The organism is Candidatus Pantoea rara, from assembly GCF_051136265.1.
In the GTDB taxonomy this organism is placed as follows: Bacteria; Pseudomonadota; Gammaproteobacteria; order Enterobacterales; family Enterobacteriaceae; genus Pantoea; species Pantoea rara.
Genome location: NZ_CP194942.1, coordinates 2,775,425 through 2,790,850, shown reverse-complemented (window position 1 = coordinate 2,790,850; position 15,426 = coordinate 2,775,425). Strand labels below are relative to the sequence as shown.

At 53.2% G+C, this 15,426-nt stretch carries 10 protein-coding genes and 1 pseudogene; 7 read left to right on the top strand and 4 right to left on the bottom strand.

The genetic code is table 11. The annotated features are described in order from the left end of the window. The first annotated feature begins 178 nt into the window (after positions 1-178). Positions 179-2,623 carry a DUF3772 domain-containing protein gene (locus ACR8BF_RS13240; RefSeq protein ID WP_434745100.1) on the top strand — a complete coding sequence of 815 codons (2,445 nt, stop codon included), beginning with the start codon at positions 179-181 and terminating at the stop codon, positions 2,621-2,623. Between the two features lie 93 nt (positions 2,624-2,716). On the opposite strand, the gene ACR8BF_RS13235 is transcribed toward ACR8BF_RS13240, so the two are convergent. From ACR8BF_RS13235 to dld, 3 genes are all read right to left on the bottom strand, one after another. Further along, the gene (locus ACR8BF_RS13235; protein ID WP_434745099.1) at positions 2,717-5,368 is read right to left on the bottom strand and encodes a beta-N-acetylhexosaminidase; all 2,652 of its coding nucleotides are present in this window, start codon (positions 5,366-5,368) and stop codon (positions 2,717-2,719) included. Between the two features lie 48 nt (positions 5,369-5,416). Next, the gene (chiP, locus tag ACR8BF_RS13230) at positions 5,417-6,814 is read right to left on the bottom strand and encodes a chitoporin ChiP (protein ID WP_434745098.1); all 1,398 of its coding nucleotides are present in this window, start codon (positions 6,812-6,814) and stop codon (positions 5,417-5,419) included. A gap of 278 nt (positions 6,815-7,092) precedes the next feature. Further along, positions 7,093-8,796, bottom strand: coding sequence for a D-lactate dehydrogenase (dld, locus tag ACR8BF_RS13225; RefSeq protein ID WP_434745097.1), 1,704 nt, complete (start codon positions 8,794-8,796; stop codon positions 7,093-7,095). 155 nt (positions 8,797-8,951) lie between these two features. Between dld and bglX the strand changes: the two genes are divergently transcribed. From bglX to ACR8BF_RS13210, 3 genes are all read left to right on the top strand, one after another. After that, on the top strand, positions 8,952-11,249 hold the full coding sequence (gene bglX / locus ACR8BF_RS13220) for a beta-glucosidase BglX (protein WP_292990303.1): 2,298 nt from the start codon (positions 8,952-8,954) through the stop codon (positions 11,247-11,249). Positions 11,250-11,345: 96 nt separating this feature from the next. Beyond that, entirely contained in the window at positions 11,346-12,221 is an 876-nt protein-coding gene (locus tag ACR8BF_RS13215; RefSeq protein ID WP_434745096.1) for an oxygenase MpaB family protein, read from the top strand. Between the two features lie 208 nt (positions 12,222-12,429). Then, positions 12,430-13,008, top strand: a complete 579-nt coding sequence (locus tag ACR8BF_RS13210) for a TetR/AcrR family transcriptional regulator (RefSeq protein WP_292990309.1) — start codon at positions 12,430-12,432, stop codon at positions 13,006-13,008. Positions 13,009-13,041: 33 nt separating this feature from the next. On the opposite strand, the gene ACR8BF_RS13205 is transcribed toward ACR8BF_RS13210, so the two are convergent. Then, positions 13,042-13,821, bottom strand: coding sequence for a BPL-N domain-containing protein (locus tag ACR8BF_RS13205; protein WP_409520686.1), 780 nt, complete (start codon positions 13,819-13,821; stop codon positions 13,042-13,044). A gap of 316 nt (positions 13,822-14,137) precedes the next feature. Between ACR8BF_RS13205 and ACR8BF_RS13200 the strand changes: the two are divergent. The 3 genes and pseudogenes from ACR8BF_RS13200 to ACR8BF_RS13190 form a co-directional block, all read left to right on the top strand. Continuing rightward, positions 14,138-14,477 (top strand): annotated as a pseudogene (locus ACR8BF_RS13200) (oxygenase MpaB family protein); the annotation flags it as partial. After that, positions 14,458-14,601, top strand: a complete 144-nt coding sequence (locus ACR8BF_RS13195; protein WP_409522194.1) for a hypothetical protein — start codon at positions 14,458-14,460, stop codon at positions 14,599-14,601. The pseudogene ACR8BF_RS13200 and the gene ACR8BF_RS13195, both read left to right, overlap by 20 nt. Before the next feature lie 270 nt (positions 14,602-14,871). Continuing rightward, on the top strand, positions 14,872-15,192 hold the full coding sequence (locus ACR8BF_RS13190) for a hypothetical protein (RefSeq protein ID WP_292990312.1): 321 nt from the start codon (positions 14,872-14,874) through the stop codon (positions 15,190-15,192). The last annotated feature ends 234 nt before the right edge of the window (positions 15,193-15,426 follow it).

Genomic DNA, 15,426 nt, shown 5'->3' with positions numbered 1-15,426 from the left:
GAGCAGGACTTCGGGAAGATAAGGTAAGAGGTATAAAAGCATCTTAATGCCTCTTACCGCCCGGAATCAGCCCGGAAAATGCCCGTTATTCCTATATTGCCCTCTCTTGCAAAGCCCTACACTACGCACGACTGGCGAGGGAAGATCGCCTGATTTAAGCTGCCGGAATCTTACTCATATGTTTATACGATCCTTTTATGCATTGTTTATGCTGGCGCTGGTGGCGTTTGCCCCGACGCTGGCACTGGCCGCGGATAATACGGCCACGCCTGCTCAGGAACAGGATGCACTACCGAAGCTGAATGCTACGGTGGAACTGCCGAAAATGCAGAAGATCCTCGATAAAATCAAAAGTCAGGTCTCCGTCGATGCGGGCGAAAACAAGCTGACACAGCTGAATGAAATGGCGCTGGAACTCTCTGGCAATGCCGATACGCTGGGTCAGGCGCTGGTACCCGATCGCCAGCAGGTCGATGCACAACTGGGTGTACTTGGCCCGGCCCCGAAAGCCGACAGCGGAGTGAAAGAAACCCCGGAAGTAACGCGCAAGCGTAACGCGCTTGAGAGCCAGAAAAGCAAACTCGACGACCAGATCAAACAGGCCGAAGGGATTAAAAATGGCGCCTTAACGCTGTCGTCGCAGATTGTTAACCTTCGTCGTGATCAGCTGAAAAGCCAGCTGGCGCTGAACTCCGGCAGCATCCTTGGTGCACGCTTCTGGTCACCGCTGCTCAACAGCCAGGATCTGGATGGTGAGAAGATTGGTGAGTTCCTGCAGGAGTTGCAGGATACCGCGGCACTCTCATGGGAGCCGGGCTGGCGCGTGGGCAGTGTTTTCTGGCTGCTGGCGGCATTGCTGGTGATGACGGTGGGTCGTCGCTACAGTGAAGAGTTTCTGGCCTGGGTCAGCATTAATAAACTGCCGGAAGGAAAACTGCGCCGCAGTTTCCTGGCGGCGGCGATAGCGATCACCACGCTGGTGGCAGTCGTCCTCACCTTTAACTTTATCGCCCTGGCCTTTACCCGCCGTGATGAGGTTTCTGAAAACGTTCAGGACTTTGTTGATCGGCTGGTGCAGCTCAGCGTCTTTTGTGGCCTGATTGCCGGACTGGGACGCGCGTTCCTCTCGACCCGGCGGCCAAGCTGGCGCTTACCGACGATCTCCAATGAAGTGGCGATGGCACTTAAGCCGTTTCCGCCGATTACCGCGGTGCTGGTGTTTATCTTCCAGACGGTCGAGGCGTTTAACTACAGCGTTGGCACCAGCCTGAATACCACCATTTTTGCCAACGGACTGACAGCGCTGCTGATTGGCTGTACCGCGCTGGCCATCAGCATGCGCACCAACCGCGTGCGTCGTCGCCTGACTCAGGCGGGTACGCCACCGGAAGCCCGCTCGACGCTGGTCGGGCTGATCCAGATGGGCCTGACGCTGACCGCGCTTGCTATTCTTGTGTCGCTGCTGATCGGTTACGTTACGCTGGCGCGCTTCCTGAGTTATGAGGTGATCTGGTGCGGCCTGTTGTTTGGCTCGTTCTACTTCCTCAGTCATCTGCTCAAAGATGGTTGTGAAAGTCTTTTCTCAACCAGTAACGCCACCGGTCGCCGTATTCAGAGTTCGCTCAACATTAATGAGCGTCACCTGCAGCAAACCGCTACGCTGCTGACGGCCATCGGTAAAACCTTCCTGGTACTGGTTGTGGCACTGGCGCTGATGAACGGCACCTTTGCCTCATCAACGCCGATTGAGCTGCTGCAAAAAGTCATTGAGTTCTGGGGCGGTAAAGGCCTTGAGTCCCTGAACATCGTGCCAGCGCACATGGTGAATGCGATCATCTGCCTGATTGTCGGTATCTATGTGCTGCGCTCGGTGCGCCGCTGGCTCGACACCGATTTCCTGCCAAAAACCACCATGGATGTGGGAATGCGGGTGTCGCTGGTGACGCTGTTCAGCAACATCGGCTATGTGCTGATTATCCTGCTGACGCTGTCGATTATGGGGCTGCAGTGGAACAAACTGGCCTGGATCGTGAGTGCGCTGTCGGTCGGTATCGGTTTCGGTTTACAGGAGATTGTTAAGAACTTTATTTCCGGTTTGATTCTGTTGACCGAGCGGCCAGTCAAAGTCGGTGATCTGGTGAGCATCAGCGGCATCGAAGGGGATATTCGCCGGATTAATGTGCGTGCTACAGAAATTCAACTGGGTGATAAATCCACGGTGATCGTGCCGAACTCACAGTTCATCTCGCAGAACGTGCGCAATGCGACAATGGGGAATGCGCAGGGCGTTGTCACCATTACGCTGACCTTCCCGCTCGATATCGATCCGGTGAAAGTGCGCGATATTCTGCTTGAGGTCTACAACGAAAACGAACGCATTCTGGAAACGCCGGAGCCGTCTGTTTCGTTTAAAGATCTGACCCAGCAGGGCATTATTCTGAGCGTCACCGGTAACGTAGCGGGCCAGCGTCAGATCTCAGGCGCGAAGAGCGACCTGCTGTTCGATATTCTGACGCGTCTGCGTAAAGAGGGCATCTTGCTCTCCACACCGCAAACCATGATTATCGAGCGCCGTCAGCAGATGGCAGGTGTAGAGCCGGTAGCAGAAGAGAAGCTGGTTTAAGAGAACCCGGTTTAGATAAACAAGGCCGACGTCTGTCGGCCTTTTTTATGTTCAAAACACTGGCTTCTTAGCCTGTTCTCTCACGTCCGCTTGCTACAACGTTTCCACACGGCTGGTGCGCTGGCCGTCACGGCTGACCGAGCGGATTGCTACAGCACCGCTGACCTGAGGCGGTCTGGTGACGTCATAGCGCTGCCAGTTAGCGCCCTTATCCAGACTGTACTCCAGCATCACGCCAGGCAAGGCCACGTTCATCGACAGGATGCCATCCACGATTTTTGCTCCCGGCACAGGCAGGCGATAATCGATACCCGACTTATCCAGTTTCGCCAGTTCCCGTTGTCCCAGCAGATTGGCAAATCGCTGCCAGTCATTCAGTCGTGCCTGCTGATCGACCAGATGCGTCTTGCCGCCTGCGTATTCCTGACCGGCCTGATAATCCCGCTCCCAGCTGGCGCGATGCCAGCTTCGTTCGGCGACCGCAAACAGGCGCGGATAGATCATGTGCTCCATCTGAGCGTCAGTGCGCACAGTTTCACTCCATAGCTGGGCTGAAATGCCATAAGCACCGCTCCACGGCTTCTCTGATTTGGCGCTGAAAAAGTTGCCGTCGCGATCCACCGAGGTTTCCGCATTCTGCGGCAGGTTGTCCGGTGCGAAGCCAAAGATTTTGCGCTCGTCGTTAAAGCGTGTGCCCCAGTAATAGCCACGTTCCAGCGGGTTAACTTCATACGGGAAGTCCAGATAGAGGTAATCAGGGCTGGATATCACGACGTCATAACCTTTCTGTGACCAGTCACTGGCACTGTCATAACCGCCCCAGTAGAGGGTGTCCCAGAAGTTGACCGCAACACGCGGGGTAGCGAAGGCCGTCGCATCTTTGGCATCTTTCAGGCCATCCTGCCACGCCTGCATTTTGCCAATGCCGTGCCGGTTAACTATCTCACTCACGGACAGGGCGAAATAGCTGGGCAGGTGCGCCAGATCTTCGACTTTGCCGCTTTTCACCAGCGCCTGACAAACCTGCGATTTTGCCCACGGCAGATCTTCTTTACGCCAGTCGCGCAGACCGGTTCCCGGTTTGGGGCTGTTTTTGTCTGAGTAGCCTGCGCCCAGCCGAATATTCTTCGCTTCGTCGCCGCCAAAATGCCAGACGCTGAGTGGCTGTCCTGCTTCCTGGTGCATCGCCTGAATCTCGCCGATCACTTTGTCGACAAAACGCTGCGAACCCGCAATGCAGGGATTGAGATAGCTGGTGCGGTCATAGAGTTGTACGGAGGTGGTATTGGAATCATCGGTAGGATCAATCAGGCGATACGCGCTGGCCTGTTCAGACTCTCCCTGCTTCATCAGCCGCTGATAGCGTGCTTCCATGGCGATGACGGCCGCACGGGCATGCGCTGGCATATCAATTTCCGGGATCACCTGGATGTGCCGGGCCTGTGCATATTTCACAATCTCAATGTAATCGGCGCGACTGAAATACCCGCTGCCGTTGTTATCACTGAACGGACCAGAACCGAGCTGCGGCAGCAGACAGTGCTGTTCGGTCAGGTCATGACAGCGTTTGGCCCCGACATCAGTGAGTTCCGGTAAGCCGGGAATCTCAATCCGCCAGCCTTCATCGTCAGTGAGGTGAAAGTGGAAGCGGTTCATCTTCCAGGCTGCCATCTGATCAAGCAGTCGCATCACCGCCTGCTTACTGTGAAAGTTACGGGCAACGTCAAGAAACGCACCGCGGTAGGCGAAGCGCGGCGCATCATGGGCTTCCAGCGAGGCGATACGCGGCGTGTCTTCAGCGGGTACCAGCGAAAGAATCGACATCAGACCATAAAACGCCCCGGCGGCATCGTAGCCCACTACGATGGCGCGACGAGGCGTGATATCCAGATCGTAAGCGCCCGATTTCGCGGTCTTGCCGGTGAAGTGCCCCGGTGCGATCTGCGTCGTGATGGCAAACCCATCAGGCGCTTCTTTCAGGCCAAGCTGGTTCAGATGCTGTTTTACCGCTTCACCAGTTTCACGGCTCAGTCCGGTCAGCGTCAGCCTGATGCCATGGCTGAGGTCAGCATCGTGCGGGCGGAGTTTGACCTCAAGCGGTGTGGGTGTGATTTGACCCCGCAGCGCAGAGGCGGACAGGGTGGCAACATCGCTATTTTTATCGAACCGGCTGGCGGGCTGCATCAGAACATTATGGTCATCGGCACTGCGACGCCAGTGATCACCCAGCGGCAACACAAACTGAGTGAGATCTTCGTGGTCGGTGCTGGCAATAATTTTGGGGGTTGCCTGCCCGGCCGTGACATACCAGCGCGGCATCACATCGGTAATAAACAACTGCCAGTATTCGTTAATGATGGGAATCTGCACCGATTCGCCTGCGCCAATTCCGGTGAACTTCTCTGTCGGCTCCAGCCGGGTTAAATCGCCAACCAGATGCGTCATTTTAAACTGGTCGTTTTCGACCCTTAGCGTCTGGTGAACATTACTCATGTAGATCGCCCAGTGCTTGTCGGTCAGTGCCGGGCCATTGTTGGTCAGGGTGATGGTGGCACGATTGCAGGCAGCATAGTCAGCACCCAGCGTGGCGCAGTCGATCCCATTCAGGGCCGCCTGATTATCATTCACCTGATACGTGACGCCGAACTGGCTGATTTGATTCACGACCTGCTGCTCTGACGAGCTGGCGTGGCCTGCGGCTGCAACGCCCAGCAGAGTGAGCGCGATAAGGCTTAACTTAAACATGTTGATTCATCCTTGCTGGTGAAAAAGTATCCGGGCGTTCGCAGGGCGTCAGAACAGGGTAAATGGCACGATAACCATAAATTTGATGTCCTTCTCGTCCTGGAAAATGTTGCCGTAACCGCCACTGTAACTGGGCAGATCGCTGTGATTGTCGTAGCGGGTATAGTGCAGTTTGAACAGAGTATCTTTGGCGCGGCCCTGCTGGATTTGATAGATCAGATCAAGGTTCCAGGCAGACTCTTTCAGCCGCTGACTCTGGTCAACGGTGGGCAGGGTGGCGGGTCTGGCGTCCCAGCCCCAGACGTACGATGCGCCCACTTTCCATCCCGCCAGCTGCCACGGCGTTAAGTCGAGCATCGCACCGGCAAAAACCGCTTTTTCGCCATTGGCATTCCAGTCGGAACGGGCATCCCACCAGATATCCAGTCGTCCATTGGAGCTGGCGTATCCGGGCGTCATGCGCTGCAGAAAGAAGCCCTGATTACCCTCCGCCTTAACCCAGCTGCCTTCAAGGCGCAAATCTACCGGGCCGACGTTATAGCCGACCGTGATCGCCTGTAACCAGGCCAGCCCATCGTAGACATCACGGGGATTAGCGGCACCACCTGAAACGTTGTCGTGCGCACCGTAAAACTGATAGCTGGTGGAGAGTGCATTGCCGTAAGGTGTGGCCGACCAGGAAGCTTTGGCAAAATATTGATCCATATAATTTGCTGCCTGGCCAAATGCACCTTCCAGCACCAGATTATTTTTGAAGTCATATTTCATGCCGAATGAATGCAGGTAGCTGATATGCGTTTTGCCATCAGCCTGCCGGAAATCATATAAATCACGATACCAGGGCGCTTTATATTTATCGCTCCACATCCAGGAGAGGGATAATGCGCCCGCCTCCTGAAAATCATACATCGCACCCACTTCGGCGCCGCGATAGGTACCGGGTAAGAAACTCCAGTGCGGCGCAAGAATCGTCTGGCCGGTTGGCTGAATATATCCGGCGCGTAACCAGTAATCGTTATATTTTAATTTTAGCGCGGCTTTATAAATTGATGCGCCGCCGCTGTCGCCATTCCACTTTTCATCCCAGCGGGTACGTGCCTTACTGAAGCCAATTTCATTGGGAGCAGCGGGGCCGCTGTCAGAGAGTTCGGCTGCACCAAAAATGGCGAGGTCCAGACCAATCCACTCCCCGGCATAGCCTGACTGAAAGTCGAGATTACTGTTGAGCGAGGTGTGATGTAAATTAGCCCGATATTGCCCCTGATATTCACTGGCGGGCTCGGTGTCTCTGCGATCGCGCTGACGCTGCCAGTAAAAAACATTCCCTTTAAGCGATGCGTCGTCAATAAACCCACTGGCATAAGCCGGCGAGGGGCTGACTGCTGATAACGCAATGGTCAAAATGGCTAATTCCAGTAACGCAAGCGCGTAATTAATTTTCCCCATCACTCATCCTCCCTGAATGAGATTCAATTTAATAAAGATATTGTTTTTGTGGCGATAATGTATTTTTCGTGGCGCGAATTATCAATTGGTAGTGTGACGATTTGTGAGACGTTGCGCATAACCCAACAACGGGGGAATTAATAAGGTGCAATCTGGGAAGGGGAATTAATTTTTTGAAAAGATGTTAGTAATAAAATGGGCCGCAGCCGGGAACGAACAGATCAATCAAAAATATGACGGTCAGCCTGCTCAGACAGGCAGGCTGACCGGTAATGCCATTAAACCTGTTTCACCGCCCAGCCTTTTTGCTTGCTGGTTTTGCCAATGCCCGGATTGAAGCTGTTAGTCGGATCGAGCCGGCGATAGAACGCCGCCAGTTGCGGTTTCGCCTGATAGAGATGCCCAACGTTATGTTCAGCGGGATATTCCGCGCCGCGCGCCTGAAGGATCTCCAGCATCTGCGCTTTCAGCGCGTACACATCGACCCCTTTTCTGACGATGTAATCCTGATGGAAGACATGACAGAAGAAGTGACCATAGTAGAGGCGATGGCTTAAAGATGCGCGAATCTCATCGGGCAGAGTTTCAAACCAGTCCGCATCGTTGCGACGCAGGGCGATATCCAGCGCCAGAATATCCTCGACCTCATCGGCATGCACCGCGTGGTAGCGCACGGCCGCACCTGCCGCCGCGAAGCGATGCAGAAAGGCGTGCGCACCTTCTTTGCCTTCACACTCAAAGAACTCGCCGCCGCCTTCGCGGAAGTAGTCACGCAGGAACTGACGCGCTTCTGCCACGCCGTCGCCCGACATCTTCAGCATCAGATGATGTTCATATTTATCGCGATACTGCTTCATGCGTTTGGGCAGATGCGCCGGAAACAGTTTACTCAGGCGCTGCAGCAGGCGATCGCTGAAGTGCGGTTTAACGAAGGAGAGCTTGTTCAGCCAGGCATCAATCCGCCCCTTCAGCGTGAAAAACAGCGGCATCTTATCGGTGCCCAGCTTGTCGATCATCAGGAAGGTGTCTTTGCCATAGACTTCCGCAATGTCATAGATGTCGCGGTGCATATATTCGCCCGCCACCGGCAAATGAGTAAAATGCGCCAGCATGTGACGGCGGATATCGTTGAGCACAGCGGGTTCGTTAGTGCCGATGTAAAACACCTGCTGCTGCGGTTCGGTGGGGAAGGTATCAAGTCGCACCGCGAAGACCGCCAGTTTCCCGGCACAGCCGGATGCTTCGAACAGGCGACGCGCATCAGCGTTGTAACGCGCTGGCGTATCGGCATCAACTTCACGCACCCGGTCTGCATATTCATGATCGGAAGCGTGACGGCCATCGTGCTGCACATCTTTAGGCTGCCAGCGATCGTCATCCAGTCGCCCCAGAATCTCTTCCGGCGAGGTCCCCAGATCGATACCCAGATGGTTAACCAGCTTCAGTCTTCCCTGTGCATCAATCTGAGCAAACAGGGCCATTTCGCTGTAGGCCGGGCCGCGCTTGATCAGCGATCCGCCGGAATTATTGCAGATGCCGCCCAGCACCGAGGCACCAATACAGGAGGAGCCGATCACAGAGTGAGGCTCGCGCCCCAGCGGCTTCAGCACTTTTTCCAGCTGATAGAGTGTACTGCCGGGGAACGCCAGCACCTGCTGGCCACTGTCAATCAGCTGAAGCTTATCGAGTCGCAGGGTACTGACGATCACCAGCGGGCGATCGTAATCGTCGCCATGCGGCGTTGACCCTTCGGTCAGGCCGGTATTGGCCGCCTGCATCAGGATGATGACATCCGCATTCACCAGCGTTTGCAGTACCCGCCAGAGCTCCAGCAGCGTACCAGGAAACGCCACGGCCAGCGCGTCACCTTCGCCGGAGCGAAAGCCTTTGCGATAGCGGGCGGTCTGTTCAGGTTCTGTCAGCAGATGAGAGGGGCCGACCAGGCGGCGCAGGTCAGAAAGCAGGGCAGAGGTTTGTGTCATGAGCAATTCCCTTGTCTTATCAGTGCGTCCTAACTGTAGCACGTCAACTGACCACAACGCAGTGTGACCCTGACCGCTACCTGCTATTCTCATCTTGTGGCACACTGCCGCCTGTTAATTCGATATTGCGCAGTTACTTAAGAGAACCCAACCTGATGAAATGGATTTGCTCTGTTAGTCTCGCTGTCTCCCTCGCGATGCAACCCGCTTTAGCTGAGACAGTGCAAGGTAACCACCCGATGACCGAACAGGCGCGGGATGCCTTCGTTAACCAACTGCTTAAAAAAATGACGCTGGACGAGAAAATCGGCCAGCTGCGTTTAATCAGCGTCGGACCTGATAATCCGAAAGAAGTGATTCGCGACATGATTCAGAAGAGTCAGGTTGGCGCGATCTTTAATACTGTGACCCGTCAGGATATCCGCGCGATGCAGGATCAGGCGATGCAGCTCAGCCGCCTGAAGATCCCGCTGTTTTTCGCCTACGACGTTATTCATGGTCAGCGCACCATTTTCCCGATTCCTTTAGCCCTGGCGTCGAGCTGGGATCTGGATGCGGTGAAAGAGGTGGGGCGCGTCTCCGCCTATGAAGCGGCCGACGATGGGCTGAATATGACATGGGCACCGATGGTGGATGTCAGCCGCGAACCGCGCTGGGGTCGTGGCTCCGAAGGTTTCGGTGAGGATACGTATCTCACCAGCGAAATGGGTCGCAGCATGGTGCAGTCGATGCAGGGAAAAAGCGCGGCCGATCGCTACAGCGTAATGACCAGCGTGAAGCATTTCGCACTCTATGGCGCGGTGGAAGGGGGACGCGACTACAACACCGTGGACATGAGTCCGCAGCGTATGTTCCAGGACTATCTGCCGCCCTACAAAGCCTCACTGGATGCGGGCAGCGGCGGCGTGATGGTGGCGCTCAACTCCATCAATGGCGTACCGGCCACGGCAGACAGCTGGCTGCTGAAAGATCTGCTGCGTGATAAGTGGAAATTCAAAGGCATCACCATCAGCGATCACGGTGCGATTAAAGAGCTGATCAAACATGGCGTTGCCAGCGATCCGCAGGAAGCGGTGCGCATCGCTCTGAAGTCGGGCGTCGATATGAGCATGAGCGACGAATATTACAGCAAGTATCTGCCTGCGCTGGTGAAGAGCGGCGACGTTACCATGGCTGAAATTGATGATGCGGCACGGCATGTGCTTAACGTCAAATATGACATGGGCCTGTTTAACGATCCCTACAGCCATTTAGGTCCGAAAGAGAGTGACCCGCAGGATACCAATGCGGAAAGCCGTCTGCACCGGGCTGAAGCACGCGACGTCGCGCGTAAAAGCATCGTGTTGCTGAAAAATCGTCTGGAAACACTGCCGCTGAAAAAATCGGGCACCATTGCCCTGATTGGTCCGCTGGCAGACAGTCAGCGCGACATTATGGGCAGCTGGTCTGCGGCGGGCGTGGCGAAGCAATCCGTTTCGCTGCTGCAGGGCATGCGCAATGCCACCGAAGGCAAAGCGACGCTGCTGTATGAGAAGGGCGCGAACGTCACCGACAACAAAGGGATTCAGGACTTCCTGAACCTCTATGAGCAGGCTGTTTCTGTTGATACGCGTTCACCGCAACAGATGATTGATGACGCGGTCGCTAAAGCGAAGCAGGCCGATGTGGTGGTCGCCGCCGTGGGTGAAGCGCAGGGTATGGCGCACGAAGCCTCCAGCCGCAGCGATCTGGTGATCCCGCCGAGCCAGCAGAAGCTGTTAGCCGCGCTCAAAGCCACCGGTAAGCCGCTGGTGATTGTACTGATGAACGGACGCCCGCTGTCGGTAGTGAATGAAGATCGCATGGCTGATGCGATGCTGGAAACCTGGTTCAGCGGCACTGAAGGCGGCAACGCCATCGCCGATGTGCTGTTCGGCGACTACAACCCGTCGGGCAAATTGCCGGTCTCCTTCCCGCGTTCAGTGGGTCAGATTCCGATCTACTACAACCATTTGCCAACCGGTCGTCCTTACAACTTTGCTAAGCCGAACAAGTACACGTCGCACTACTACGATGCAGCTAATGGTCCGCTCTATCCGTTTGGTTACGGCCTGAGCTACACGACTTTCACCGTGTCGCCGGTCAAAATGTCGTCGCCAGCCATGCCACGCGACGGCAGCATTGAAGCCAGTGTCACGGTGACCAACAGCGGTAAGCGCGATGGCGCGACGGTGGTGCAGATGTACCTGAACGATCCGGTCGCGTCCATCAGCCGTCCGGTGCAGGAGCTGCGTGGTTTCAAACGCATCATGCTGAAAGCGGGTGAGTCGCAAACCGTGACCTTTAAGATTGACGTCGATGCGCTGAAATTCTGGAACCAGCAGATGCAGCATGTTGCGGAGCCCGGCAAATTCAACGTGATGATTGGACTCGATTCCGTGCGTACTCAGGATGCGCAGTTCAACTATCAATAACCGTCAGCCTTTTCCCTGAATGCAGGGGAAGGTGATGCGGCGCGTCGTGAGCGTCCTGCTACCGCGCGCCGCATCATATCCACTATCAGAGCCGCTATGATTAATCTGCGTGACCGCATTCAGCAGCAGGTCTTCCGCCTTAATGGCCTGTCGATGAATGAATTTGACCTTTCTCAACCGCCTGGCGATCCCGGTCTGTTTGGCCCCGATAGCGTGATCTGGCGCGTCCACGGTGATTTCACCGCTATGATGTGCGGCGGGATCAGCGCGCTGCTGTTGCAGATGCTGCATCCGGCGGCGCTGGCGGGCGTCTGGGATCACTCCAATTTCCGCGAAGATATGATGGGCCGTCTGCGTCGCACCAGTCAGTTTATCGCCGTGACGACCTACGGTAATGCGCAGGATGCACAGACGCTGATCGAGCGCGTAAAACGCATTCACCTCAAAGTCAGCGGCGTCGACAGCGCGGGAAAACCCTATGCCGCCAGCGATCCGCATCTGCTGACCTGGGTGCATGTGGCGGAGACCAGCCGTTTTCTGGCCGCCCATCTGCGCTACAAAAATCCGCAGCTGAGCCGCGCCGAACAGGATCAGTATTATCAGGAAGCGGCGCAGATTGCCGAAGCGCTGGGCGCGGAGAAGGTGCCGAAAAGCGTCGTTGATGTGGCGGATTATCTGCAACAGATGCGTTCAGAGCTGCGCTTTGATGAGCGCACCGCCGAAGTGACGCGACTACTGATGAATGCCCCTGCACCCAGCTGGCAGGCGAAACCGGTGATGAAAATCATGCTTAAGTCAGGCTTCGGGCTGATGCCAGCCTGGGCGCAGGCAATGTCTGGCCGTGAAACCGGCCGCTTTGAGCAGGCGATCATTGACCAGAAGATTAATGCGATTGCGGTCGGGTTGAGATGGTCGATTCAGCGCGGTGCCTGGTATCGGGCAATGGTGAGAATGGGAAGGGATCCGGGTTGAGACGCTGGGTTATAACCAGCCTTACTGCCGCTTCGGTATCTGCCTGGCTTTGGAAAAGATCGTTTATCTCAGCGGCTATTTACAGGCAAAGGTCGCAGGTCTGTTTAGTCAGAGCTAAGACGCTGTTTTCATTTTATGGTCATTAGCGTTGAATTTCTTAAACTGGTATTATGCGAAAATGAAAAATTAAAAAAAGCCGTTATTGGAAATGAAAGTCGATTCATTCAAAGATATCATCAGGAAAGCAGCCTTGAACCTTTTCAAAGAGAAGGGCCTGAATAATGTTTCAACACGTGATTTAAATTCCCGCCTTAATATTTCCCGAAGCCATATGTATCATTATTACGGCAACTGGGAAGAGCTTAAGCTGGATGCAATAAAAAAAATGCTGGATGATGATGTCAATGACTATTTTATCAGGAAAAATGAGGAGAAACTAAAAGGCGCCCCTGAGGAGCTACTCTTTTTTTTAGATTACCTCCTGCCAGATGCCCCTTCTTCTTACTGGATCTTATATCTTGAAATATGGCCTCTTTCAGCAAGAGATCAGCGTTATACTGATCTCATCCACCGCAACTTAATGCAATGGAATGAAATTGTTGAAAATATCATCACGCGTGGAACTGAAGCCAGAGAATTTACCTCTACAAATAGAACTGTTGCAGCACGGCAAATTGCTGCCGTACTTGATGGTTATTCAAGCATGATCATACTTGATTATTCCGAGGAAAAACGTGCCCTTTTTCTTGCAGAGATTTTTAATTTTTCTCTTCAACTGTTGAAATAAAGATGCACTCAGGCGTTGAGGCTTTACCAAAGTTCAGTGATTAGTCACATCAAAATATTTCAGTAACTTTGTCATTTTGCGTTGCGCTGGTAAAAATCCTGGCTGGCTGGCATCGATCCAGCTTTCGTCTGCTTCAGGATGAGGTCCAGTGAGTACTACTTTGCCTTTTCCATAGGTATAGGCCGCCATGGCAACATCGCCGTTGCTGTAATAGGATATAGGGGTAAATCCTTTGCTGGTTGAACTGTTATTCAGATAGGGACCATCCTGATAATAAGCTGATTCTTTCTTTCCTCCCCACAGTATTGATAGCGTGTAATCGCCATCATCAGTGGCTTCTGCGCCCGGTCTTCCTGCTTCTGTATCAAGAGGCGCATCAATCAGACCTATCCAGTCTTTGTCAGCAAGATAAGCGCCCATACAAAGGCCCAGAAATCCCTTGCCGGAGCGAACAAAATTCCGGATAGCTTTAACTCCTTCATCGCCTAAAGCATTATAAGCCGCAGAAATATTCTGACCGCCCCCGGGCTGAATATAGAGATCAAATTTATCCAGATTCCTGCTGTTTAATTTTAACATTTCATTTTCGCCTATATAGCTGACAGACAGGTTTAATCCCGCGCTAATAAGCGATTTTAAAACCATTTCTGAGCAGCCTTCGCAGCCAGCTTCTCCTCTGTAAACGGCGATACTGACGGGCTTTGTTTCGTTAGAATAGGTTGCTGGCGCATATCCGATTGAGGATGCCATCACTAATGAGTTAAAGAAAAAACTGCACAGACGTTTTATGCCGCGGAATTTTTCAGCTTTCATTCTGTACCCCTTAATTTAAGATATGAAAAAATAAACATAAACTAAACAAATTTTTATTATAAAAGTTAAATTAGAGCGCTTGCCCTAATTTACAGTTTAACCTCTTTGTGTCAAGTTTAATTTATTTCTCACATTCAAATGATTTGCTTTGCAGAAAGTGCATGTTGTGCCGATTGGACAGGGTTTTTTTGGCGTAATAGCTTAAAAAACTGACATGAATCAGAAAGATTACTCATGTTTTTTAACGAGATAGTGGTTTTGTCATTCAATAACTATCATACCTGCGCGGATCATCAGCGTCAGTTATGGCGCGACGGCGCTGGTGGGCCTCTTGGATCACTCCAGTTTCCGTGAAGAGATGATGGGCCGTCTGCGGCGTACGAGCCAGTTTATTGGCGTGACCACCTACGGTCATTCAACAGGATGCACAGACGCTGATCGACCGCGTAAAACGCGTTCATCTGAAAGTCAGCGGCGTCGACAGCGCAGGTAAACCCTATGTCGCCAGCGATCCGCATCTGCTGACTTGGGTGCATGTGGCGGAGACCAGCCGTTTTCTGGCCGCTCATCTGCGCTACAAAAATCCGCAGCTCAGCCGCGCCGAACAGGATCAGTACTATCAGGAAGCAGCGTTGATTGCCCAAGCGCTGGGCGCAGGCAATTTCCGGACATGAGACTGACCGCTTTGAGCAGGCGATGATTGACCAGAAGATTACTGCGATTGCAGTAGGATTAAGGTGGTCGATTCAGCGGGGTGCGTGGTATCGGGCGATGGTATGAATGAGACGGGCGGTAAGGTGAGATGTTCACCAGAAAAAAGAGGGTTATTGCTGTTCATAAAGAAAACATCTAACCGCAGTAGTTAATAAGGGTTTTGGGTAAGGGCTTTTGTTCAGACAGTTAATTAAATGGTGTTAGTCACCCTGGAGTGATGGGGACAGATATTAATGTCCCATTTGTGCCAACGAAGGAAGTTGCCGCATGGGAGTCATGCACGTATCTAATCGCGGTAGAATGACTGCACGTTTTAAGGATAAAAGGTAACGCACCATGAAAGCTAATGAATCAGAGCTGTTGAAATCGGGCTTTACTGATGCTGATTTGAAAAAAATCAAAAATAATCCTGAAAGCTACGGTGGCACGCTGGAAGAGGCTGTAGTGGATTTGAAGAACAGATTTAGAGTGCTGTTATGGATCGTTTCAGCCTGCACGTTAGTATTTGTGTTTCTTCTCTGCTTCTCAACTATGCCTTACATTTTAGGCGGTGGCATGTCACTACTTATCGGGATAGTCATAGTGACGTTTATTCAACCGCCAGTGCTGGCCTGGAAGTCATGGCGCTACTGGCGGTTGAAAAAAGACCTAGCGTGATTGCTCGTTAACACTGAGTAGATTGAAGAGCACTTTAGCCTGAACTACTTTAGCTTTGCTTTCTCTCAAAAAGGCTCTGGAGACCAAAAAAGTTGATATTATCAAAATTCCCATCTCATCAGAGCCCTCACAACCCCCTCGGACTCCCACACTTTGAGACTATTACCCTTGTCTCAGATCGCCACAGCCAGGATCCTGCTCTATTCTCGGGGAAAATGGATTCCTCCAGGCTTT